Raw genomic sequence first — 23776 nt, forward strand, 5'->3', positions numbered from 1 at the left:
GAGAAAGTTGGTTCTTTCCTGCCTTTCATTAAACCCTGAATAAGTTGTTACTTCAGCAAAGCACTGCCGAACAAATGATTATACCGTTCGCAATGGATCAGTGCATATTTATATTGAATAAAATCAGGTACACCGGGAATTTCATAGAGCTGGTTTCCATTGGTTGATTTTAAATTATCCAGTTTAATAAATTCTACCGGGCCTCTGTCTTTGGAGAGATACACTTTTAAATCAGGCCCATTACTGGTGAGGAAATTCTCCAATGCAAGAATATATTTTCCGCTCTTAAGGTAAATCTTTGCCTGACCTGAAACCTTACCCCAGCGTTCGTCCATAAACACTCCTTCAAATTTTACACGGGCTGTAGTATCCATGATCGTTTCATCCAGCCTGACCTCTGAGCTTTTTTTACAGGAAAAAAGACTGCTGCTGGCTACTAAAAGAAAGAATACATAGTTTTTCATGCTGTTTTGTTTAGTTACTTCATAAAACTACGCAGCCAGCTATTTTGCAGATGTCGGGTTACTGACATTAGAAATTTTTAACAACTTTACTGCTGTTTTTCTCTTCCTTCCAATTGAAGTCTATTTCGTAATTTGCCCGACTTGATTACACAGGATACCATACAGCAAATTCTCAGCCGCATCGATATTATTGAGATCGTTGGCGGTTTTGTGAAACTGAAGAAAAGAGGCAGCAGCTATCTCGGTCTCTGTCCGTTTCACAACGAGAAAACCCCCTCTTTCACCGTTTCACCCACCAAGGAAATTTATAAATGTTTTGGTTGTGGAAGAAGCGGCAATGCAGTAAGTTTTTTGATGGAGCATGAAAAGTACAGCTATGTGGATGCCCTGAAATTCCTGGCAGCCAAGTACAATGTAACCATTGAAGAAACCTATGCTTCACCTGAAGTTGTACAGCAAAGGCAAACTGCCGACAGCCTGTTTATCATCAATAATTTTGCTCAACAATTTTTCAGCAAACAGTTATTTGAAACAGAAGAAGGAAAGGCTGTTGCATTAACCTATTTAAAAGAAAGAGGTTTCCGGGAAGATATCATCAAAAAATTTCAGCTGGGTTATTCGCCACAGCAACGTGACGCTTTTGCAACGGAAGCAATCAAACAGCAATACAATGCTGAACTGCTTACTAAGACAGGGCTCGTTGTAGAACGCAATGGCGATCTGTATGATAATTACAGGGAGCGGATCATCTTCCCCATTCATAACAGCACCGGAAAAGTATTGGGCTTTGGTGCAAGGATCATTGGTAAAAAAGAAAATGCGCCGAAGTATATCAATACACCTGAGAATGAAATTTATGTAAAGAGTAAACTCTTATACGGCACCTACTTTGCAAGGCAGGCAATTGATAAGAATGATGAATGTTTACTGGTAGAAGGTTATACGGATGTTGTTTCATTGCACCAGGCAGGTATTGAAAATGTTGTGGCAAGTGGCGGTACATCCTTAACGCCTGATCAGTTAAGGCTGATCAAAAAGTACAGTAATAATCTTACGATTTTATATGATGGAGATGCAGCCGGTGTAAAAGCAGCCATGCGTGGTTTGGATCTTGCACTGGAAGAAGGATTGAATGTTCACCTGGTACTGATCCCTGACAATGAAGATCCTGACAGTTATGTAAATAAAGTTGGAGCTTCTGCTTTCATTGACTTCATCAAACAGAATAAAAAAGATGTCATTCTTTTTCAGCTGGAAGTAATGCTGAAAGATGCAGGAAATGATTCAACGAAAAAAGCAGCAGCTGTTAATACCATTGCGGAAAGCATCAGCCGTATTAATAAGGTTGAAGACTTTACAAGGCAGCAGGATTATATTCATAAAAGTTCGGAACTCTTAAAGATTGATGAAACAGGATTGCATGCACTGGTGAATAAATTCATCCGTGAACGTGTAACTAAATTTGAACAGAAACAACTGCCAAGAGAAGAAGAACTACTGAATGAAACCTTCACTGATGAAAACTTTGACGATGCCACAACTCAGTTACTCAATACCGATGAAGTACATGAACGTGCGCTGGTAAGATGTTTACTTGATTTCGGGTTGATTCCATGGGATGAAACAACCTCCTCTGCACAGCATATTTTAGCAGAAGCAGAAGAATGGGAAATGATTGAGCATCCTGATCTGCTCCGGATCGTGGATCAATACAAACAATGGCTGGCTGATGGATTTGAACCAACTACAAAAAGTTTTTTGTTTCATGAAGATCAGAACATCAGTAAAGCAGTTGTTGCATTGGCAGATTTCAGTGAAGAGTTGAGTCCTAACTGGATTAAAATTTATGAAAAGCCTTTTGCAACGAGAGAAGATTTATTTAAACAGGAAACCGTTTCTGTTCTTACTTATCTCAAGCTGAGGAAAATAAAAAAGATGATGGATGAGAATCAGCGTGATATGGAAAAGCCGCATACATCTGATGAATTGATTACTTTGATAAAAACACATCAGCATTTAAAAGGGCTGGAAATGGAGTTGACCAAAGAAATGGGAACAGTTATTTTTCGTTAAGGCTTAATACAAGAAAAAACAATAAGAGGCGATTTGAGTTGCAACAGTTAGGCATCCTTTTCAGCCTCAGATTGATCTGCAATATCTATAACTGCATTAATTTCAGGCGGTAATGAGCTGCGCCAATTTGAATAAGCCTTGTCTTTTTCTTCTTCACTAAGTCCAGAACGAAACATCTCAAACATCGGTGGTTTTTCGTAAACAGTTAAATTCACATATTTAATTGAGCAGTCTTTAATAGAAAGATGAATTTCAACTTCTTTAGCCTTCCCTGTCATTATTAATTCATCCTCCCTTTTCCATTTCCCATACTGGAAAAACTTATCAAAATAATAAAGATTAGTCAAGCCTGAATATAGATGAACTCTGCATTTCTCAACGTTATCCTTTTTTATTAAAATATAGTAGTCAAACTTGTCCGGTTTTGGATCAACTATTATCACTGCGATTAATGACTTACTATTTCTATTATTAATTTTCTTACAACCGATCTCAAAAGTGAACTCTTTATTTATTATTTCCTCCTTTATTTTACCGAGTATTTCTTTATCCAACTTATTATCAAAATCAGAAATTCGTACCATAGCAGAGTGAATAACATCCAATCGGATTATATTTCTTTCAGCAAAACTTAATCTTTCAAAGTCTTTATTAGCAGAGTAACGGATATTAACATGAATCTTTTCTCCTGGCTCCTTAACAATAAACTCCTGTAACTCTTCATCTATTTGATTAATACTAATATATCTGTAAAAGTTCTGCTCATATTTAAGAAGCAGGAATGAATAAATTAGGTCAATGGCCCCGGCTTCCGGACCACCAACTCCATTTGGAACAACAGAACCTAATCGAATTAGTGTTTTCATACCATCTAACACAATTGAGTTTAATATTGACGAATTCTTCGTCAAGAATTAACTTGATAAAAATGTGAATTAACTTTTCAGCAGACCCCTTCACTTCAAATCTACCTTTATTTTTTATTGAATCTAATCCCAATCTTTATTCCTGAACAACCAAAACAGAAAATAAGAAGTCAAAAAACCCAACGCAGCTCCTGCTAATACATCAGCCGTAAAATGCTGCCCAAGATAAATGCGGGAATAGCCAATTGTGCAGGCAGCAACAAAATACACTAACTGTAATCCTCTACTCCTGGTTGCAAAAGCAAGTAAGCTGAACATGGCAAAAGCAGTGGTTGTATGTCCGCTGGGAAAACTATTTTTTCCTTTCAGCAGTTCGCCATCAACATTATGAATCATTTCAGGTTTGGGAAAATATAAACCCGGTCTTGGATTGTCCTCTACTCTTTTCAAACCCTGCGCCAGCAAACCGCTTACTGCAAAACCAACAATCAGCAGAATACCAAGTTTACGTTGTTTCAGAAAAAGAAGAACAACACCCAGCAGTGCCATCACTAATCCTTCACCTGCATAGGTAAAATACTTTAGTACAATATCTGAAAGATCGGAATGCTGATGATTCAGTTTCAGAAAAACAGCTTCCTTTCCCCAATACATTAATACAGCAATTCCCGTAATCAATAAAATGAGTACAGCATATGTAAATAAATTTCGTAGCGGGTGATTGTATTTCCAGTTCATGTCAGGTACAAAACTAAGATGCATTCATCAACAGATCGCTGTAAGAATGCGTTAAAAGATGTTCTTCCTGTATATTAAATTGCTGCAGGTAATGATCGCATTGCTCTGTTATCTTTTCCAGGCCAATACTTCCATCTTTATCAATGGCTTCAATTTCAACAAAGCTTCCCAACCCTTCCACTTCATCAATATGAAACTTCACATTATCAATAAACCAGATCTCCCGCTTTTTCTTCACCACCACTTTAATTCCGTTGGCGTTGGTGAGGATCTGTTTCAACAGGTCGCTGTCATGATCAACTTGGAACAGGTTTACCTGGCTCATTTTAGGTCCGGCAATATTTTCCCTGTTGTAAAAAATGAGTGAGTTTTCAATATTTCCCTGCCTCAGTTTCAATCGGCCATTACCTACATTGAAGTATGTATCGGTTTGTACATCCGTTCCTTTAAACTCAGCCATATGATCAGTTAAAAACTGCCTGATGAAAGAAGCATCGGCACAACGGGCCTTGATTTCAATATTCCGGTGACTCATTTGATGGAAAATAAAAAGCCGCCTGTGAAGACGGCCAGTAATTTGATGATAGCAGGAAAAAATTACGCTTCCGCAGGACTTAACCTTGAAGCTCTTGTTCTGGTTGGTTTTGGAGCTAAAGCCATGGCTCTTTCAAAGCGCATAGCAGTCCAAACATGATCCAACACAACTTCTTCTGAGGTTTCAAATCCGCACTGGCAAACAAATTGCCAGCTGCCGTCACGGTTTAAATCGCTTACAATTTTGGAAGCGGTTTTAGGATAGGCCACCCAAAACTTAGCATTCGAGCTGAGCGCAGGTAACACTTCCTTCAAAATTCCATTTAATTGATTCTGATTTACTGCAAAAATCAGGGCGAAATCGATCTTTTTACTGCGAAGCAGGGGAGTTACGTTTTTAGCAAACGATAACTTCACAAATTGCTTTTCAATAGAAGAGGGTAATCCCTGAATGAGTAAGTTCCTTTCTTCGTTAAATTGGAGTTTTTCCAAAAGAGAAATAGACATGCCAATGTAAATTTTGATGAGAACTAAAGTGGACGGCAAAGGTAGCCTTTTTAAGCCGGTTTTTGCGGAAATGGCAGAAGTATTTTACTTTGTAAATATAAAAAATGCCCCTGCTAAAGACAGGGGCATTCATGTAATCAACTGATTTATAGTTATTTCTTTATCGGCTTGTAATAAGGCAATGCTTCCTGAACATATTGCTGCATCTTCTGAATACGGGTTTCATCAGATGGATGGGTACTCAAAATTTCCGGTGGCTTTTGACCTGCTCCGCCTGCTTTTGCCATCCTTTGCCAGAAGGGAACAGCTTCATTTGGGTTATACCCTGCCATGGCAGCAAAGCGTAATCCAAACTGATCGGCTTCCAGTTCCTGCTTGCGGGAAAAAGGCAGAGTACCAGCTACTGTTGAACCAACTCCATAGGCTGTCATAAATAAGTTTTGTGTTTCAGCCGGTTTATTGGCGACGGCCACTGATAAAGCAACTCCACCTAACTGTTGCATCATCCCCTGGCTCATTCTTTCATTACCGTGCAACGCAATGGCATGGGCAATTTCATGTCCCATTACAACTGCGAGAGCGGCTTCGTTTTGAGTAACCGGTAACAAGCCCGTATACACTACCACCTTACCACCGGGCATACACCATGCGTTTACTTCTTTATTATCAACTAAATTAAATTCCCAGGTATAACCATCGAGGATTGCTGCCTTACCCTGCTGTTCATAATATTTTGTAATGGCATAAGCAATACGTGTGCCCACACGGCGAACCATTTCAGCATCCTTATTTACATTCACTGCAACAATCTTATTTTCCGTTAAGAACTGTTTGTATTGCTGTCCGGCCATGGACTGTAATTCTTTCTCCGGCATTAAGATTAACTGTTTACGGCCGGTTACCTGATTTTTTGCACATCCGGCAAACAGGAAAGCAACGAGGATAAATGAGCTGAGAATCTTTTTCATGTGTTTATTTTTATTGATATTAGCCACATAGTATGCCCATAATCATCTATGGTTGGTATCCCGATAGCTATCGGGATTGTATATGGGCATTTCATCTGTTCAGATTTTTAATATAACATTTCAATTAACGTACCAACTTAGTGTAAGCTATAGCAAAGAAAGTTAAGATTGTTATTCCTTTTTTTTCTTTCGCCAGCTGAATTTGTTTTCACTGCCTTTCAGTAACCGTAAAAGGTTAGAGCGATGCATAAATATAACAAGGGCTGCAGCTATGATTGAAAACCACCGCATGTACACATTGCTTTCCTTATATGCAAACCATACACAGGCCATGAATACAATTACTGCAATAATAGAGCCTAAAGAAATATATCTTGTCAGGAACACAACAATCAAAAAAGCTCCGATACTGATCAATGCAATCCACGGCTGAATAGCCAGCACTAACCCAAATAAAGTAGCTACCCCCTTTCCACCTCTAAACCCTGCAAACACCGGAAACACATGCCCCGCCACTGCAACCAATCCAAACAACAGCTGCCAGAATGATTTTTCAGTTCCCAGCCAGTCAGTTGAATGAACCAGCAACGCTAATTGTACTGCTGCCATTCCTTTACCCAAATCAATGATCAAAACAATGATTCCCCAAACCGGGCCAAGTACTCTGAATGTATTGGAAGCACCCATATTCTTACTGCCATGTTCACGGATGTCAATATTGAAAAAAGCTTTCCCGATCCAGTAAGCTGTAGGAATTGAACCAATGAGGTAAGCAGCAATAATGAGTAAAAACAAATTCATCTTAACTGATCTTTTGGAAAAGCAAAGAACTCCAGGTATGACGTTCAGATGCTTTGATGAGTTGCAAGGCATTATTAGTTGCAGCATCAATGAGCAATTGATTTTCTTCTGCATAAAAACCACTCATCAGCAAATAGCCTTTATCAGTTAAAGCATTTGCCATTGCCTGCATATTTCCCAGTAAGATATGCCGGTTGATATTTGCAAGAATAATGCTGAATGTTTTATCTGCTGGTGGTGCATCGCCTTTTTCAACTGTAATACGTTTACACTGATTTTCTTCTACGTTCTCAATCGAATTCTCAATACACCAATCATCATAGTCAACTGCAAGAATGGATGTTGCCCCGAGTTTCTCAGCAAGAATGGCCAGTACACCTGTGCCGCAACCAAAATCAAAAACTGTTTGCTTGGAAAAATCAATTCCCTGCATCAACTTCATCATTTGCCAGGTAGTTGCATGATGACCTGTACCAAAACTCATCTTTGGTGTAATCACAATTTCATGCTGAACAGTAGCAATGGGTTGATGAAAGTGTGCTCTTACTGCAACAAAATCATCAACAATCACCGGCTCATAATTACTCTCCCATTCTGCATTCCAGTTCTTCGGCGCAATGATTTCCTTTTCGTACTGTTTTGAAATGGCAATAGAATTTCTTTCAGCTTCTCTTCTATAAATTCTTCTTCGGGAATAAATGCCTGCAGATCGGTTTCGGTTTCTTCAAAACCATCATATCCCTCTTCACTTAGGAATGCAATCAGCATTTCATGTTCCTGTTCATCAGCCGAGTTGATCCTGATTTTAATATAGTTGTTCATAATGCAATAAAAAAGGTCCCGCCTTTGGCGGGACCGTAAAGTTCTTTTATTTCGATGAATAATTACATTCTCTCTTCACCATCATTCTGACCTTCCTGCTTCGACTGAATCTGCGGTCTTGGAGCAGCATCAGGTTTTGGCATCAGCACTTTGCGGCTTAATTTAAACTTACCGGTTCTTGGATCCAGACCAATGAGTTTTACTTTCACCACATCACCCACATTCAGCACACCTTCCATACTATCCAAACGCTTCCAGCTTATTTCACTGATGTGTAACAACCCTTCTTTCTTTGGTAAGAATTCAACAAAGGCGCCAAACTCTTTAATGCCTTTTACTGTTGCTTCATAAACACCCCCAACTTCTGGTATTGCTACCAAACCTTTCACCCATGCAACAGCTTTTCAACACCTTCTTTTGCAGAAGAGAAGATACTTACTTCACCATAGTTGCCCACTTCTTCAATGGTAATGGTTGTTCCTGTTTCACGTTGAATTTCCTGAATCACTTTACCACCTGGTCCGATGATACCGCCGATAAATTCTTTATCGATGATAATCTTCTCCATGCGTGGTGCATGTGGTTTTACTTCAGAACGTGGTTCAGCAACACACTCATACATGGCATCAAGAATATGTAAGCGACCTGCTTTCGCCTGGTTCAATGCTTCACGCATTACATCCATACTCAAACCATCTACTTTAATATCCATCTGAATACCGCAAATTCCTTCACGTGTTCCGGTTACTTTAAAGTCCATATCACCCAAATGATCTTCATCACCAAGGATATCAGTCAAAATTGCATATTTACCATCGGCACGTGTAATCAATCCCATTGCCACACCACTAACGTGTTTCTGAACAGGAACACCTGCATCCATCAACGCTAATGAACCGGCACAAACTGTTGCCATAGATGATGAACCATTTGATTCAAGAATATCACTTACCACACGAACTGTGTATGGATACTCACCACCCGGTAACATTTGTTTTAATGAACGTTGTGCAAGCATACCATGACCAATTTCACGACGTCCTGCTCCACGCATCATTTTTACTTCACCTGTAGAGAACGGAGGAAAATTATAATGCAGGAAGAATTTTGAATACACACTGCTGGCAGCACTTTCAACTAATAATTCATCAAGTTTTGTACCTAATGTAACAGTTGTTAATGATTGGGTTTCACCACGTGTAAATAAAGCCGAACCGTGTGGTGTTGGTAATGGTTCAATTTCCATTGCCAGTGGGCGTACTTCATCAAGCTTACGGCCATCCAAACGAATACGATCTTCCAGCATCATATCACGAACCACTTCCCATTTGAGATCTTCATAATACTTCTTTGTCAATTTCTTTTCAAGATCAGTTGGTGTTTCACCAAGATTTGCAATCAACTCATCTTTCAGTTTGCTGAAGGCTTCGCTGCGTTCATTTTTGCTACTGCCTGCTTTGGCAATAGCATACACTTTATCTTTTGCAAAGGCTATCACTTTCTGATTAACCTCTTCATTTAATTCAGGTTTCTTATAATCCCTTTTTGCTGTAACTCCTTTTGCATCTCTCACCTCTTTCTGCGCATTGATCTGTACACGGATAGCATCATGAGCAAGCTGCAATGCTTTCACTAAATCTTCTTCACTGCATTCTTTTGCTTCACCTTCCACCATCATCAGGTTCTTTTCAGTAGCTGCAATAAGGAATTCAGAAGTTGCCATTGACAATTGTGAACGGGTAGGATTAACAATCATTACACCATCTACAGTTGCAATACGTACTTCAGAAATAATTTCTTTAATTGGAATATCTGAAACAGCTAATGCAGCAGATGCAGCAAGACAAGCTAATGCATCGGGCATAACCTCTGCATCAGATGAAACAAGACTGATCAATACCTGCACATCGCATAAATAATCTTCGGGAAATAAAGGACGTAAGGCACGGTCAATTAAACGGCTGGTAAGAATTTCATAATCGTTTAATCTTGCTTCACGCTTAAAAAATGAACCGGGGATACGGCCTGCAGAAGCGAATTTTTCCTGGTAGTCAACTGACAATGGGAAGAAATCCTGTCCTTCTCTTGGCTCTTTATTGGCTACAACGGTAGCGAGTAAAATACAATTACCCTGTTGAACGGTTACAGCACCATCTGCCTGGCGGGCCAGTTTACCTGTTGAAATGGTGACAATACGACCATCGCCCAGATCGAATGATTTGCTGATAGGTTGTGATAACATAACAATGTTGTTTTTGAATTGACGTGCAGGAATGTGAGGGAGGGAAAATTACCGTGCAAGCAATTCTGTGAATAAATGAATGAAGGGAGAAACCAGTAAGAAAAACAAAATTCCCAACCGCATAAATAACAAGTTGGGAATAATGATTTATTACATATTCGTAATTATTTACGAAGTCCGAGTTTCTCAATTAATGAACGGTAACCCTGCAGATCGGTTTTGCTGAGATAACTCAGTAAACGCTTACGTTTACTAACCAAACGCATTAAACCACGACTTGTAGAAAAGTCTTTTTTGTTCAATTTCTGGTGCTCAGAAATGTGGATGATGCGCTCTGTAAGGAGGGCAACCTGCCCTTCAATGGATCCGGTGTTCTTTTCAGTACCACCGTAGTTTGCGAAAATGCTTGCTTTTTTTTCTTTTGTAATTGCTGACATCTGAATTTTTTAAATTACATCTCTGTTTTACATCTATAAAAGTGGCGGCAAAGGTAGGGGAAAACTCCGGAAATTCAGGAACCTGAAGCATTAAATATTCTTAGAAAGGAAGCGATTCAGCCCTTCCCTGGCAGTTTTCTGCACTTTTTTACGGAAAAATGGCAGCCCGCCCAGCAATTTGCCCTTGAGACCAAAGGCCTGCCCCGCCCATTTATGCAGATCGAACTGATCTCTATGCCTGAAAATCTTCCCATCCCTGAACTCAAATTCGGCATGAATACGGTTGATAACAGTACGGCCGGTTGTTGAAAACAGGTACCTGGCCACCCATTCGGCCCTGCCGGTTTTTTCATCAGCCACCACATTTGCAAAACTGATACTGAGATTTCCTTTGCTCCGTTCAATCAACATTCGCCACATGGCAGGCACTTCCTTTCCTTTTAATCCAACAAATGCGGGGTCAGTGAATTCAGCTTCTTCATGATAGCAGTTGGCCATGGTTTGCCAGTCGCCATTGGCAAAAGCTGTATAAAAAGTGGTGATGAGTTCTTTCATTGCTGAAAAGGTTTTGTTATGGAATGAAAGATAAACAATCATTTGCTTTATATTGCCAGTCTAATTCAGCATCCTTGTCACAAATCATCTTTACTGTTACCAATGATTTAAGTTACGATCAGCGAATGATGCGTATCTGCACTTCATTGGCACTGCATGGATACGATGTAACATTGGTGGGAAGAAAACTTCAACAATCCATTCCGCTTCAATCATTCCCATTCAAACAAAAAAGACTCAGCTGCTTCTTTACAAAAGGAGCTTTGTTTTATGCTGAATATAATCTGCGTTTGTTTTTCTGGCTGCTGTTAAATAAAGCTGATTGTATTTGTGCCATTGATCTTGATACCATTCTCCCCTGCTACTTTGCATCGAAACTGAAAAATACCAGGAGGGTGTATGATGCACATGAATTGTTTTGTGAAATGAAAGAAGTGGTAATAAGACCATCCCGCTACAAAATCTGGAAAAGCATTGAACGGTTTGCCGTACCAAAATTCAAACATGGATATACTGTTTGCGTACCAATAGCAGAAGAGTTTAAGAAAATGTATGGCGTGGATTATGAAGTGGTGAGAAATGTATCAGCAGCCGATAGCCACAAGCCGGCAGCCGACAGTCATCAACCAACTTTCTTCCTCTACCAGGGTGCAGTGAATGAAGGTCGCAGTTTTGAAACTCTGATTCCTGCTATGAAAAAAGCAGAAGCTCCTTTACATATTTATGGCAATGGTAATTTTATGGAGCAAACAAAAGAGCTGATCAAAAAAAATCAACTGCAGGAAAAAGTATTGCTGAAAGGAAAACTGCAACCGAAAGAATTAAAACAAATCACATCAACTGCCTATGCAGGGATTACTTTGTTTGAAAACAACGGGTTGAGTAATTATTATTCACTCGCCAACCGTTTCTTTGATTATATACAGGCTGGTGTTCCGCAGGTATGTGTAAATTATCCTGCCTACAAAGAAATCAATCAATCATACGATATTGCACTTCTGATCCCTGATACAGGAGAACAGTCCATTGCAGATGGATTAAACCTTTTGCTGCATGATACTGTTCTATATAAAAGATTAAAAGAAAATTGCCTGAAAGCCCGTGAAGTGCTGAACTGGCAGGAAGAAGAAAAAAACTCATCAAATTTTATCAACACATTTTGACTAAACATCTCCATATTGTATCCTTTGATGTTCCCTACCCTGCGGATTACGGCGGTGTTGTTGATATTTTTTATAAGATCAAAGCCTTGCATGAAACCGGGGTTGCCGTTCACCTGCATTGTTTTGAATATGGCAGAGGTGTTCAGGATGAATTGAAAAAATACTGTGCTGAAGTGTATTACTATGAACGGCAGAAAGGTCATAAAGGTTTTTCATTACAGCTGCCGTATATCGTTGCATCACGCAATGATGAACAATTATGGGAACGATTGAATGCAGATGAACATCCTGTTTTATTTGAAGGAGTTCATTGTACATATGGATTAACGAGCGGGGCGGTAGAAAAGAAAAATATTGCTATCCGTCTGCATAATGTAGAATATGAATACTACAAACAACTGGGTCAATGGGAATCATCATTGGTACGCAAAGCTTATATGCATCATGAAAGCCGGTTGCTTCAACGGTATGAAGAGAGATTAAAAGATTATAATATCCTTGCAATTTCAGAAGCTGATCTGAAAACATACAAGAAACAATTCAAAGCAAATTCTATTGTACATCTTCCTGCTTTTATACCCAACCAGATGGTAAGAAGCAAAGAAGGTACCGGAACATTTGCTTTATATCATGGAAACTTGTCTGTTGCCGAGAACGATAAAGCAGCAACCTGGTTATTGGAAAAAGTGTTTAATGAACTTGAAATTCCGTTTGTGATTGCAGGAAAAAAATCCATCGGCCAGGCTCATTGAACTGGCGCATAAAAAACCATACACCTGTATTGTAGAAAATCCCGGCGACACTGAACTGAATGATTTAATTCAGAAAGCACAACTGCATATTCTTCCTTCATTCACACATTCAGGTATTAAGCTGAAACTGCTGAATGCTGTTTTTAACGGCCGTCATGTACTGGTGAATGATGAAATGATCAAAGGAACAGGTTTGGAAAAAGCCTGTCAGTTGGCCAATAACCCAACAGAGTTTAAATACCAGGCATTCCGTTTATTTCACAAGGCATTTACTGCCGATGAGATACAGATAAGAGAAGGTTTGTTACAGGAACGTTTTAACAATGCAAAACATGCAAAGCAGCTTATGCATGTTCTACAGTAGCATTATCCCACACTTTACCGCCTTCTGTTTTTACCATTCGTGCAGGGAATTTTTTAATCACCATAAAATCATGTGTTGCCATCATTACTGCCGTGTTGTAATCTTTTGCAACCTGTATGAGCAGCTGCATAATTTCATCGCTGGTTTCCGGGTCAAGATTTCCGGTAGGTTCATCGGCCAGTATTAATTTAGGAGAATTGAGCAAAGCTCTTGCAATTTCAACACGCTGCTGTTCACCACCGCTCATTTCAAAAGGCATTTTAAATCCTTTCGATTTCAGTCCCACTTTATCCAGCACATCGTTGATTTTTTCTTCCATGAGGTTTTCATCTTTCCATCCGGTTGCCTTCAACACAAACTTCAGGTTTTCATAAACGCTTCTGTCTGTAAGCAATTGAAAGTCCTGGAACACCACACCAATACTGCGGCGGAGGAAAGGAACATTTTTCCAGGTTACATCTTTCAGATTAAAGCCCGATACAGTTGCTTCTCCTTCTGTTAAGGGAAGTTCACCATACAAAGTTTTCAGCAAAGATGATTTGCCTGTTCCTGTTTTACCAACGAGGTACACAAACTCACCTTCATTCACTGTAAGGTTAACGTTACTGAGAATAAGATTACCGCTTTGGTAAATATTGACATTCGATATTTCTACAATAGAAGACATTATATTCAGCTTTTGGCAAAAGTATGTAAATTAGTATCAACAAAAAGCACCTTGCATATAATGAAAAGCATATTAACTCTCCTTTTCGGAATCATCTGTAATTACTCATTCGCTCAACCTGATACTATTCTTTCAAAAACTGCAAAAGATCCTACTGCAATGGTCGCCGGATCTTATGGAGGCAGAATTGAAGCTGCGAAATTTAAAGCAGCAGGAAAAATAGATATAGAGGGAGGATTGAGAGACTCATCAGTTGTTATCTCTTATACATTTTATGCAACAGGTAAAGGTTTTGAATCGGGGCCTGTGTATATATCAGGTTTAAAAGGGAACCTGTTTACAAAAGAAGTTCTTGAAATATTACAAAAATCGAGACCCGGAACAACTATTGTTATTGACGATATAAAGGTCAAACAAAGGAATGTTACTAAAAGAGTTCCTTCAATTACATTTCATTTATACTAACTGTCGCTTTAGAAAACCAACTCCTCATTCTTCAACTTAATCAGCAACTCTTTCTTCTCACTTTCTTCCACCCTGCCAATTACCTGTGCTTCTACACCAAATGATTGTGCAACAGTAATCATTGCAGCTGCATCTTTTTCATTAGTATAACTTTCCAAACGTGTGCCCATGTTAAACACCTGGTACATTTCTCTTGCATCAGCACCTGATGCTTCCTGTATCAAATCAAATATAATTGGGGGAGTAAATAAATTGTCTTTTACAACTTTCATCGGGCCGGGCAGGTATTTCAAACATTTGGTTTGTCCGCCGCCACTGCAATGAATCAATCCATGCACTGCATCAAAATGATTGGTAAGAATTTCTTTCAGCACCGGTGCAAATGTTCTTGTTGGCGAAAGCAGTAAACGTCCAATCAGTGAAGTTTCACCATTCTTCAATTCAATTTCATCAGTGAGTTTATGTTTACCAATATACACCACTTCTTCATTCAGTTTCGGTTCAAAGGTTTCAGGAAAATGCTGTGCATAATATTTATTCAATACATCATGTCTTGCACTGGTGAGTCCGTTACTTCCCAACCCGCTGTTATAAGAAGTTTCATAATTGCACTGACCAAATCCTGCCAGCCCAACAATTACATCGCCTGCTTTTATTTTATCATTACTGATTACTTTGTTCTTTGGCCAGCGTGCTGTCATTGTCCCGTTCACTGCAATACTGCGAACCACATCTCCCACATCAGCCGTTTCACCACCGAGATAATGAATGTTTACACCATATTCTTTCAATTGTGCAAATAATTCAGCAGAACCATTGATGATCTGTTCAAGCACTTCACCGGGAATCAACGTTTTGTTCCGGTCAACCGTACTGGAGAATAAAATATTATCATAGATCCCAACGCAAAGCAAATCATCAAGGTTCATTACAATTGCATCCTGTGCAATTCCTTTCCACACAGAAAGATTTCCGGTTTCTTTCCAGTACAGGTAAGCAAGAATGCTTTTGGTTCCTGCTCCATCGGCATGTAACATTTACCCAATCTGCATCTCCACCCAGGTAATCGGGATAGAGTTTGCAAAAGCATTGGGGTACAGACCCTGATCCAGATGCTGTACTGCCTTGTGCACTTCTTCTTTTGCGCCGATACTCCCCGCTGATTGTATAATGACATGCTGATTGGTTTGAGGCCGCAAAACTAACACTTCCACCGTTCAAATGTGTTACTTTTGCCACTTCAAATTATGAAGGTTTACAGAAGTTTAGAACAACTGCCCGTTTTTACCAAGGCCGTCATTACCATCGGAACCTTTGATGGTGTGCATTTCGGCCATCAGCATGTCATCCGCCAATTGCTGAAGGAAGCCATTACAACCGGCGGCGAATCGGTGCTGATCAGCTTTTATCCGCATCCACGCAAAATTTTACAACCCGACAGACAGATTGAACAGTTAACCACTCTCGATGAGCGGATTGAACTCCTGAAAAAACAGGGGCTTGATGATCTGGTGGTGGTGCAGTTCAATAAAACATTTTCTGAACTCACTGCTGAGCAATACATCAAAGAGTTTCTTGTTGACCGTTTTCATCCATCTGTTATCATCATTGGTTATGACCATAAGTTTGGGAATAAACGTGAAGGTGATTACCGGCTGCTGGAAAAAATGGGCGAACAATACAATTACCGTGTAAAAGAAATTCCGCAACAGGTGCTGAATGAAATTTCTGTAAGCTCCACCAAGATCAGGCAGGCATTGGCAAATGGCCAAATTGAAACTGCCAACCAGTTACTGGGTTATTCTTATTTCTTTAAAGGATATGTAATTGAAGGAAATAAATTAGGCAGAAAATTAGGCTACCCAACTGCCAACCTGCAAATGCAGGATACTGAAAAACTTGTGCCTGGAAATGCTGTATATGCAGTGGAAGCGCAAATTGAAGGCGAACGGAGAATCCTGAAAGGAATGATGAACATTGGCACAAGACCAACCGTTGACGGAACAAGAAGAAGTATTGAAGTGCACCTTTTTGATTTTGACGAAGATATTTACAACCGACATTTAAAAGTATATGTAAAATATCACCTCCGTAATGAAGTGAAATTTGAAGGACTTGATAAATTAATTGAGCAACTGCATCTTGATAAAGAGAAAAGCGTTGCATTACTGAACCAATAAAAGATAAACTATGTTACCTGCAATCGACCCCACTAAAACAAATGCCTGGAAACAGCTCACAGGACATGCTGTAAAAATGAAAGAAGTGCAGATGAGAGATTTATTTAAAGCTGATACAAACCGTTTTCAGAAATTCAGCTCCTGCGAACAGGATATTGTGTTTGACTATTCCAAGAATATTATTACGGAAGAAACCATGCAGTTGCTTTTACAACTTGCGGATGAATGTAAAGTGAAAGAAAGCATCGAACAGATGTTTACCGGTGAAGAGATCAATCATACAGAAAAAGAGCGGTGCTGCATACTGCACTCCGTAACTTCTCAGGTAACCCAGTTTTATTTGAAGGAAAAGATGTGATGCCTGATATTCAGCGTGTGTTACTGCAGATGAAAAATTTCTGTGCAAAAATTCACAGTGGCGAATGGAAAGGTTATACAGGTAAAAATAAAATACATTGTCAATATCGGTATCGGCGGAAGTGATCTCGGTCCGGTAATGGTAACTGAAGCGTTGAAACCTTACTGGGTGGATGGCATTCAAACTTATTTTGTAAGTAATGTTGACGGCACACATATTGCCGAAACACTGAAGAAAGTTACTGCAGATGAAACCCTGTTCCTTGTTGCTTCCAAAACATTTACTACACAGGAAACCATGACCAACGCACACAGTGCAAGAACCTGGTTTTTAGCATCTGCAAAAGATAAAGCATTTGTTGCCAAACATTTTGCAGCATTATCAACCAATGAAAAGATGTAGTGAAGTTTGGTATTGACAAAGCCAATATGTTTGAATTCTGGGATTGGGTTGGCGGACGTTATTCATTATGGAGTGCGATCGGCTTATCCATTGCATTAACCATAGGTTATGACAATTTTGAACAGTTATTAAAAGGAGCCGAGTACAGTGATGAACATTTCCGTACAGAAAAATTTGCAACCAATATTCCGGTGATCATGGCTTTGCTTGGCACATGGTATGTAAATTTCTTTGATGCAAAGAGTGAAGCCATTCTTCCTTACGATCAGTACATGCACCGTTTTGCAGCCTACTTTCAACAGGGAAATATGGAAAGTAATGGCAAGTATGTTGACAGAAATGGCAACAAAGTATCGTACAGCACCGGACCAATCATTTGGGGTGAACCAGGTACAAATGGTCAGCATTCTTTTTACCAGCTGATTCACCAGGGAACACATTTAATTCCAGCTGATTTTATTGCTCCTGCCATCAGCCATAATCCGTTGAGTGATCATCACAACAAACTCATGAGTAATTTCTTTGCGCAAACAGAAGCACTCATGAACGGCAAAACAACAGAAGAAGTGATTGCTGAAGGAGTGAAAGAAGAATTGATTCCTTATAAAGTTTTTGAAGGCAACCGTCCTACCAATTCGATTCTTGTGAAACAAATAACTCCGTTTACACTGGGAGAACTGATTGCAATGTATGAACACAAGATCTTTGTTCAGGGAGTTATCTGGAACATTTACAGCTTTGATCAGTGGGGTGTTGAACTGGGTAAACAGTTAGCGAATAAAATTTTACCTGAGCTTATTACCCAAGACCCGGTTTCATCGCATGATGCATCAACCAACAACCTGATTAATCTTTATAAAATCTTACGCAAATAAAAAGAGCCCCCCGATGAAACATCGGGGGCTCTTTTATAGCTCAACAAAAAATTAATACAAATAATTTAATGCTGTTTTATCGTTAGCATTGAATGGACGGTTCGTTGTTGCACTTAAGCAGGCAAGCATCCATGAATTTGGATCAGGACCTGATGGTGTACCGGGAATAAGAATAGCACCTACTGTACTGGCACCTTCATTATAAGCTGAACCACCGCAACTGTATTGACGGCTCATATAATCCGTATGACGGAAACCAATGCAATGTCCCATTTCATGAGCAACAACAGTTGTCATAAAATCTACACCATATGTAGTGTATGTTTTGGCATAACTGATCGTATTGTAAGGATTGCCACCGGTAGGAAAACCAGCTGATGCAATATACTGTCGTGTGTTTACAATTTTAATATTGATATTACCCCCGCTTGCTACACGTGAAAACGTAAGTGTTAAGTTTTCTGCGTTGTAACGGGCAATGGCCGCATTTACTGCTGTAGAAAAATTAGCCGGTACTGTGCCGCTTACACTAACAGTGATGTTACGGGGACCGGTTACCAGGTTTGTTGTTCTGTACTGTTCTTCATTTGCAACAACTAACTTATGAGTTGTTTTCATCGTGGTTAAATCCTGTGCACTCAGGAAAATATCACCTTCTACTACATAACCGCCATTCTCGGCAATTACATTACCGGTTGAAAAACCGAGTGCAGAAATCTGATTTAAAACATCCTGTGAAACTTCCGGGGCTGATTCTTCAGACGCCTTGGAACAGGCTACAATAAAAAGAGCAGCAAACATAGCTGCACCAATAACCGAAAAAATTTTTCTCATGTTGCTTGTTGTTTAAGTTTAAAATAAAAAGACAATGTCAATTTATCTAAATTTATTTGATATTCACTATTTTTTTTACAGTAATTCAAATCTTACCTGATAATTCAGAAAAAAAAGTAAAACTCCCTCGAAATAATACTGAAAATTTTAACCGATCTTGTTTGACAGTTTTTAACGGCAGATATATTTCATGAAATTTTATTTAACCAACTTACAGCCCGGCAGCTCAGCAGGAAAGAAACTAAGCATTTCCCTGTTTATACTGTTTATGCAGTTCCTGGCTACTGCACAACCAACTGGTAAAAAGACGGTGGATAAAATGTCGCCCTTACTTTCCCTTCAGGTAAGAACTGAAAAACCAAAAGGCATCAATTTGTACACAGTTGCCACAACTGATCTCAAACAATTGAAAACCTTTCTTGAGCAAAATAACTCAATCAGACTGATTTCAGTTTACGAACCTGCTAACCTTGCAGTCATTGAATGCAGCTGGGCTGAAATGGAAAAACTATTGCTTAACTCAATTATAACAGCTGTTGACAAAAAGAAAAAAGCAAAAGAAGAATTACTTTTTGGCTTTGTTGATTATGCTGCTAATAAAATATCCACTATTCAGAACAGGTTTTCATTATTGAACGGCAACGCTATTACTATTTCAATTAAAGAACAAAAGTTTGATACAACAGATATTGATTTGAAAGGCAGAGCCCTTCCCTCCCCTTTTGCTGCCACTACCTCATCGGATCATGCATCTATCATGGCAACAATGATGGCCGGCGGAGGGAATGCCTGGTACAATACTAAAGGAGCAGCCTGGGGAAGTACTGTAAGCTCAGCAAGCTTTCTGAATTTATTACCTGAGCCCAACAGCTATTATCAATCATCGGCGATTCTTGTTCAGAATCATTCTTACGGAACAGAGATTGAAAACTACTATGGACCTGAGGCTGCAGGATATGATGCATCAATTATAAATAACAACTCACTGCTGCATATTTTTTCTGCAGGAAATTCAGGAACTGCCACGCCCAATACCGGCAGTTACACAGGTATTGCAGGTTATTCAAATCTTACCGGAAATTTTAAACAGGCCAAAAACATTATTACTGTCGGACATATTGATTCGTTCGGAATTGTATTAGCACCAAGTTCAAAAGGCCCGGCTTATGACGGAAGAGTAAAACCTGAACTGGTGGCTTTTGGTGAGGATGGAAGTTCAGGCGCTACAGCCCTGGTATCAGGTGTTGCAGCAGTTCTTCATCAAACTTATAAGGATAGAAACAACGGAACAATAGCCCCGGCATCATTAATTAAAGCAGTGTTGCTTAACAGCGCTGATGATGTTGGCCCTGTTGGAATTGACTTTCAATCAGGCTATGGAAGTATGAATGCATACAAAGCAGTCATCAGCATTTTATCGGGAAGATATTTTCAGGGTGCTGTTTCAAATAATACACAACAGCAATTTTCCATCAGCATACCTGCAGGTATTAAACAGGTAAAGCTGACTTTAGTATGGACCGATCTGCAGGCTTTGCCAAATGTTTCTAAAGCGCTGGTCAATGATCTTGATTTTGAACTAAAGCAAATTTCTAACAGTACTTTATGGCAACCATGGGTTTTAAATTCAGCAGCAAACATTTCTGCCATACAGCAAACACCTGTAAGAAAAAGAGACAGCTTGAATGTTGCAGAGCAAATTACTGTTGATAATCCACTTGCTGGAAATTATGAATTAACAGTTAAGGGATTTGCCGTTCCATCAGGCACACAAAATTTTTCCATTGCTTACCAGTTAGATTCGGCCAATACTTTTAATTGGTATTTTCCAACCTCAACAGATCATTTATTTTCGGGTGAAACCAATGTGATACGGTTTGAATCCGGATTTCCAGCATCCACTGGTTTACTTGAAATGAGTACAGATAATGGGAACAGCTGGCAATTGATTTCACCAACAGCTGATATTACAAAAGGATATTACAAACTGCAGACGCCCTCTTTAACCAGCAAAGCAATACTGCGAATGACTATCAACAGCCAGGTGTTTACAACGGATACATTTACCATTTCAAAACGCAATGTTCCAACAGTTGGTTTTAACTGTATTGATTCCTTCCTGTTAATATGGCCAAAAGTTACTGAAGCAAGCTCCTACCGACTTTCCCGTTTAGGAAATCAGTACATGGAATCTTTCCTTACAACAACAGATACGTTTGCTGTTTTTCCGAAAAGTACAAACCCTGTAAAATATTATTCCGTCACCCCTCTCATTGGAACAAAAGCTGCGGTGCGTTCATATACATTTAATTATGAAACGGCAGGAACAGGATGTTATATCAAAAATTTCTTCGCTGATCTTAATCTTTCAAATGAAGCAGAGCTGACACTTGAGCTTGGAACCACCTTACGTATTAAATCAATTGCATTTGAAAAACTGACAGCTGCCGGATTTAAACAGATTGATAAAACAACTGCCATTAATACGTTCCAATATTACTCACTTGACAAAACGATCAGGCCCGGCAGTAATATTTACAGAGCAGTGATTGAACTCACTGACGGTCAGCTGATCTATTCAACCGATGCAACAATCTATTTCATTGGGGCTGATCCACTGGTCGTTTATCCCAACCCCGTGCAGCGGAATGGTTCACTCACAATCCTGTCCCGCCTTGACGACGGATTGATCTTTCAGTTAATAGATAACTACGGGAAAGTTGTACTGCAAAAAAAAATAACAGAATCCCCTCAGCAGCTTTCGCTTTATTCTTTACCGAAGGGAATCTATTATTTCCGTTTATTAAAACAAAATCAAAAACAACAATCAGAAAAACTGATTATTCATTAATTCCATAATGAAGTTGGATACTCACCTGCGGCTACGAGTGCATTTACACTTGCCTGCACACCTGGAGCATCTTCTTTATACGTAACACCGAACCATTGTGAAGATGTAGGGATCACTTTAATAACACCCAGGTCATCTTTAATGTATGCATCGGCCACAATTGGAATAAAGAATTCAGATTTTTCTTCTGTTCCTTTTTCAGCCAGGAAGCCTTTAAATAATTTCTTTGTGAGATAGAAAATAGAACTGTCGAAACACCAGAAGTTCATACTTACACTTGAATGATAAGGCACTTCATGTTTTCCATCAGCATCTTCATAAATGATTTTTCTCCGTCGCCATAGATCTTGGTGCGTTCAGCAATGCTTACAAGATTATTATCTGCATCCACTTCACATACACCACGGCTTACTGTTCCGTTTGGACTCAATGTCTTTGATAAATCATAACCAATGATTGCATGCTGTTCAGGATTACAATCCGTGTTTAAAAAAGCAGCTGCTTTTTCAAACGCATCTCTTCCGTAAAAATCATCTGCATTGATAACTGCAAATGGTTCTTTAATGGCATCTTTGCGCATAAAATAGCATGCGCAGTTCCCCATGGTTTTGTACGTGTTGATGGGATTTCATAACCGTCGGTTAACGAATCGAGTTGCTGGTATACGTAATCAATTTCAATCTTTCCTTTTAGTTTCGGTTCAAATATCTGTTTGAACTGATCTGAAAAATCTTTACGGATGATAAAGACCACTTTGCCAAATCCTGCACGGATAGCATCGTAAATGGAATAGTCCATAATTGTCTCACCTGCCGGACCAAATCCTTCAATCTGTTTCATACTGCCATAGCGACTGGCCATTCCTGCTGCTAAAATCAATAAAGTAGGTTTCATATAATCATTTATTTTTGGGCGCTGCGAAGATAAGCAACAATCTTTCCCCGAACCATGCAAAGAAGCCCTGTTTTTATTAAATCTAACGAAGTTGTGTGGACATTATCCACCGGCAGTTCCTTTGGATTTACGGTGGCCAGGCTCGATGAAATTCATCCGTTTATTTCAGGGAACAAGTATTTTAAACTCAAATACAACCTGCAATCGGCACTGGCACAAAACAAAAAAGGAATTATTACGATGGGCGGGGCTTTTCAAACCATCTTTCTGCAACAGCTTTTGCCTGCCACGAAGCCGGGCTGGAATCGGCAGGTATTATTCGTGGAGAAATTATTCAGCCTTTGAATCCACATTATCTTTTTGTGAACAGATGCAGATGAAATTAATTCCCGTAGAGCGAAAAGATTACAACAGGCACAGTGAAACAGTAGAAGAAATTCGCAGGAACAACGATCATTTGTTCTTCATTCCTGAAGGCGGAGATAATGCAGAAGGCTTGCGGGGATGCAAAGAAATTCTATCAATGATTCCCGATGCTGATTCATTTACACATATCCTTTGCTGCATGGGTACGGGCACAACCTTTAAAGGAATTGCGGCATCTGCCAAAATACATCAAACGGTTATTGGAATTCCGGTTTTAAAAATCAGAATTGATGAAAGGGATTTGTTTATTCAGCAACATGCAACCATTGAATCAGCAGCAGAAAAGCAGGTGTTGTTTGATTATGCCGGTGATGGTTATGCGAAACTGAATGAAGAACAACTCAATTTTATGAATTCATTTTATACCAAAACAGGCATTCCAACCGACACTGTGTATACGGGTAAATTAATGCAGGCAGTAATTACACTTGCTGAACAGGATTATTTTACCCGAAAAAATAAAATACTCGTACTGCATACAGGCGGGTTACAGGGCAACAGCAGTTTAAAGCCCGGTATGTTATTATACTGAACGGCA

The 23776-nt window shown here is 39.4% G+C and carries 19 protein-coding genes and 5 pseudogenes; 9 read left to right on the forward strand and 15 right to left on the reverse strand.

Annotation, left to right across the window (positions count from 1 at the left end):
• Window positions 1-47: 47 nt before the first annotated feature.
• Entirely contained in the window at window positions 48-464 is a 417-nt protein-coding gene (locus tag IPK31_00385; protein ID MBK8086558.1) for a DM13 domain-containing protein, read from the reverse strand.
• A gap of 141 nt (window positions 465-605) precedes the next feature.
• Between IPK31_00385 and dnaG the strand changes: the two genes are divergently transcribed.
• A complete protein-coding gene (dnaG, locus tag IPK31_00390) occupies window positions 606-2537 on the forward strand; it encodes a DNA primase (protein ID MBK8086559.1) in 1932 nt (643 codons plus the stop codon).
• A 47-nt stretch (window positions 2538-2584) separates the two neighbouring features.
• On the opposite strand, the gene IPK31_00395 is transcribed toward dnaG, so the two are convergent.
• The 10 genes and pseudogenes from IPK31_00395 to IPK31_00440 form a co-directional block, all read right to left on the reverse strand.
• On the reverse strand, window positions 2585-3415 hold the full coding sequence (locus tag IPK31_00395; protein MBK8086560.1) for a hypothetical protein: 831 nt from the start codon (window positions 3413-3415) through the stop codon (window positions 2585-2587).
• Window positions 3416-3526: 111 nt separating this feature from the next.
• Window positions 3527-4165 carry a phosphatase PAP2 family protein gene (locus IPK31_00400; protein ID MBK8086561.1) on the reverse strand — a complete coding sequence of 213 codons (639 nt, stop codon included), beginning with the start codon at window positions 4163-4165 and terminating at the stop codon, window positions 3527-3529.
• Window positions 4155-4676, reverse strand: coding sequence for a class IV adenylate cyclase (locus tag IPK31_00405; GenBank protein MBK8086562.1), 522 nt, complete (start codon window positions 4674-4676; stop codon window positions 4155-4157). Before IPK31_00405 ends, IPK31_00400 begins: the two co-directional genes overlap by 11 nt.
• Before the next feature lie 62 nt (window positions 4677-4738).
• Entirely contained in the window at window positions 4739-5182 is a 444-nt protein-coding gene (locus IPK31_00410) for a hypothetical protein (protein MBK8086563.1), read from the reverse strand.
• Between the two features lie 152 nt (window positions 5183-5334).
• Window positions 5335-6150 carry a M48 family metallopeptidase gene (locus tag IPK31_00415; protein MBK8086564.1) on the reverse strand — a complete coding sequence of 272 codons (816 nt, stop codon included), beginning with the start codon at window positions 6148-6150 and terminating at the stop codon, window positions 5335-5337.
• 171 nt (window positions 6151-6321) lie between these two features.
• Entirely contained in the window at window positions 6322-6951 is a 630-nt protein-coding gene (plsY, locus tag IPK31_00420) for a glycerol-3-phosphate 1-O-acyltransferase PlsY (protein MBK8086565.1), read from the reverse strand.
• Between the two features lies 1 nt (window position 6952).
• Window positions 6953-7651 (reverse strand): 50S ribosomal protein L11 methyltransferase, encoded by a 699-nt coding sequence (prmA, locus tag IPK31_00425; protein ID MBK8086566.1) that lies wholly within the window; start codon window positions 7649-7651, stop codon window positions 6953-6955.
• 184 nt (window positions 7652-7835) lie between these two features.
• Window positions 7836-10015, reverse strand: a pseudogene (gene pnp, locus IPK31_00430) (polyribonucleotide nucleotidyltransferase).
• 164 nt (window positions 10016-10179) lie between these two features.
• Entirely contained in the window at window positions 10180-10452 is a 273-nt protein-coding gene (rpsO, locus tag IPK31_00435) for a 30S ribosomal protein S15 (GenBank protein MBK8086567.1), read from the reverse strand.
• Between the two features lie 90 nt (window positions 10453-10542).
• Entirely contained in the window at window positions 10543-11049 is a 507-nt protein-coding gene (locus tag IPK31_00440; protein MBK8086568.1) for a nuclear transport factor 2 family protein, read from the reverse strand.
• Here IPK31_00440 and IPK31_00445 point away from each other — a divergent pair.
• Together IPK31_00445 and IPK31_00450 are read left to right on the forward strand one after the other, a co-directional pair.
• Complete coding sequence (locus IPK31_00445) at window positions 11031-12170, forward strand: glycosyltransferase (protein MBK8086569.1); 1140 nt, start codon at window positions 11031-11033, stop codon at window positions 12168-12170. The genes IPK31_00440 and IPK31_00445 overlap by 19 nt on opposite strands.
• Window positions 12167-13286, forward strand: a pseudogene (locus tag IPK31_00450) (glycosyltransferase). Before IPK31_00445 ends, IPK31_00450 begins: the two are co-directional and overlap by 4 nt.
• Here IPK31_00450 and IPK31_00455 read toward each other — a convergent pair.
• A complete protein-coding gene (locus IPK31_00455; GenBank protein MBK8086570.1) occupies window positions 13267-13953 on the reverse strand; it encodes an ATP-binding cassette domain-containing protein in 687 nt (228 codons plus the stop codon). The pseudogene IPK31_00450 and the gene IPK31_00455 overlap by 20 nt on opposite strands.
• A 60-nt stretch (window positions 13954-14013) precedes the next feature.
• Here IPK31_00455 and IPK31_00460 point away from each other — a divergent pair, with 60 nt between their 5' ends.
• Complete coding sequence (locus IPK31_00460; protein MBK8086571.1) at window positions 14014-14418, forward strand: hypothetical protein; 405 nt, start codon at window positions 14014-14016, stop codon at window positions 14416-14418.
• Window positions 14419-14426: 8 nt separating this feature from the next.
• Here IPK31_00460 and IPK31_00465 read toward each other — a convergent pair.
• Window positions 14427-15590, reverse strand: a pseudogene (locus IPK31_00465) (phosphoribosylformylglycinamidine cyclo-ligase).
• A 75-nt stretch (window positions 15591-15665) separates the two neighbouring features.
• On the opposite strand from IPK31_00465, the gene IPK31_00470 reads away from it, so the two are divergent.
• Both IPK31_00470 and pgi read left to right on the forward strand, forming a co-directional pair.
• Complete coding sequence (locus tag IPK31_00470; GenBank protein ID MBK8086572.1) at window positions 15666-16598, forward strand: bifunctional riboflavin kinase/FAD synthetase; 933 nt, start codon at window positions 15666-15668, stop codon at window positions 16596-16598.
• Window positions 16599-16608: 10 nt separating this feature from the next.
• Window positions 16609-18233, forward strand: a pseudogene (gene pgi / locus IPK31_00475) (glucose-6-phosphate isomerase).
• A 51-nt stretch (window positions 18234-18284) separates the two neighbouring features.
• On the opposite strand, the gene IPK31_00480 reads toward pgi, so the two are convergent.
• Entirely contained in the window at window positions 18285-19067 is a 783-nt protein-coding gene (locus IPK31_00480; protein ID MBK8086573.1) for a protease, read from the reverse strand.
• Window positions 19068-19257: 190 nt separating this feature from the next.
• On the opposite strand from IPK31_00480, the gene IPK31_00485 reads away from it, so the two are divergent.
• Window positions 19258-21918, forward strand: coding sequence for a S8 family peptidase (locus IPK31_00485; GenBank protein ID MBK8086574.1), 2661 nt, complete (start codon window positions 19258-19260; stop codon window positions 21916-21918).
• Here IPK31_00485 and IPK31_00490 read toward each other — a convergent pair.
• A pseudogene (locus tag IPK31_00490) lies at window positions 21915-22812 on the reverse strand (nucleotidyltransferase). The gene IPK31_00485 and the pseudogene IPK31_00490 sit on opposite strands and share 4 nt — an antisense overlap.
• Window positions 22813-22905: 93 nt before the next feature.
• On the opposite strand from IPK31_00490, the gene IPK31_00495 reads away from it, so the two are divergent.
• Together IPK31_00495 and IPK31_00500 are read left to right on the forward strand one after the other, a co-directional pair.
• Window positions 22906-23157 carry a hypothetical protein gene (locus tag IPK31_00495; protein MBK8086575.1) on the forward strand — a complete coding sequence of 84 codons (252 nt, stop codon included), beginning with the start codon at window positions 22906-22908 and terminating at the stop codon, window positions 23155-23157.
• A 31-nt stretch (window positions 23158-23188) separates the two neighbouring features.
• The gene (locus IPK31_00500; GenBank protein MBK8086576.1) at window positions 23189-23770 is read left to right on the forward strand and encodes a pyridoxal-phosphate dependent enzyme; all 582 of its coding nucleotides are present in this window, start codon (window positions 23189-23191) and stop codon (window positions 23768-23770) included.
• Window positions 23771-23776 lie beyond the last annotated feature (6 nt).

It is taken from the genome of Chitinophagaceae bacterium (assembly GCA_016713085.1).
In the GTDB taxonomy this organism is placed as follows: Bacteria; Bacteroidota; Bacteroidia; order Chitinophagales; family Chitinophagaceae; genus Lacibacter.

Bases quoted from the DNA above. Each gene is read 5' to 3' on its own strand.
- rpsO (MBK8086567.1), bottom strand. From the start codon at position 10,452: ATGTCAGCAATTACAAAAGAAAAAAAAGCAAGCATTTTCGCAAACTAC.
- IPK31_00385 (MBK8086558.1), bottom strand. From the start codon at position 464: ATGAAAAACTATGTATTCTTTCTTTTAGTAGCCAGCAGCAGTCTTTTT.
- IPK31_00410 (MBK8086563.1), bottom strand. From the start codon at position 5,182: ATGTCTATTTCTCTTTTGGAAAAACTCCAATTTAACGAAGAAAGGAAC.
- IPK31_00405 (MBK8086562.1), bottom strand. From the start codon at position 4,676: ATGAGTCACCGGAATATTGAAATCAAGGCCCGTTGTGCCGATGCTTCT.
- IPK31_00485 (MBK8086574.1), top strand. From the start codon at position 19,258: ATGAAATTTTATTTAACCAACTTACAGCCCGGCAGCTCAGCAGGAAAG.
- IPK31_00415 (MBK8086564.1), bottom strand. From the start codon at position 6,150: ATGAAAAAGATTCTCAGCTCATTTATCCTCGTTGCTTTCCTGTTTGCC.
- IPK31_00445 (MBK8086569.1), top strand. From the start codon at position 11,031: ATGAAAGATAAACAATCATTTGCTTTATATTGCCAGTCTAATTCAGCA.
- IPK31_00500 (MBK8086576.1), top strand. From the start codon at position 23,189: ATGAAATTAATTCCCGTAGAGCGAAAAGATTACAACAGGCACAGTGAA.
- IPK31_00460 (MBK8086571.1), top strand. From the start codon at position 14,014: ATGAAAAGCATATTAACTCTCCTTTTCGGAATCATCTGTAATTACTCA.
- IPK31_00480 (MBK8086573.1), bottom strand. From the start codon at position 19,067: ATGAGAAAAATTTTTTCGGTTATTGGTGCAGCTATGTTTGCTGCTCTT.
- IPK31_00470 (MBK8086572.1), top strand. From the start codon at position 15,666: ATGAAGGTTTACAGAAGTTTAGAACAACTGCCCGTTTTTACCAAGGCC.
- IPK31_00440 (MBK8086568.1), bottom strand. From the start codon at position 11,049: ATGATTGTTTATCTTTCATTCCATAACAAAACCTTTTCAGCAATGAAA.
- plsY (MBK8086565.1), bottom strand. From the start codon at position 6,951: ATGAATTTGTTTTTACTCATTATTGCTGCTTACCTCATTGGTTCAATT.
- IPK31_00400 (MBK8086561.1), bottom strand. From the start codon at position 4,165: ATGCATCTTAGTTTTGTACCTGACATGAACTGGAAATACAATCACCCG.
- IPK31_00455 (MBK8086570.1), bottom strand. From the start codon at position 13,953: ATGTCTTCTATTGTAGAAATATCGAATGTCAATATTTACCAAAGCGGT.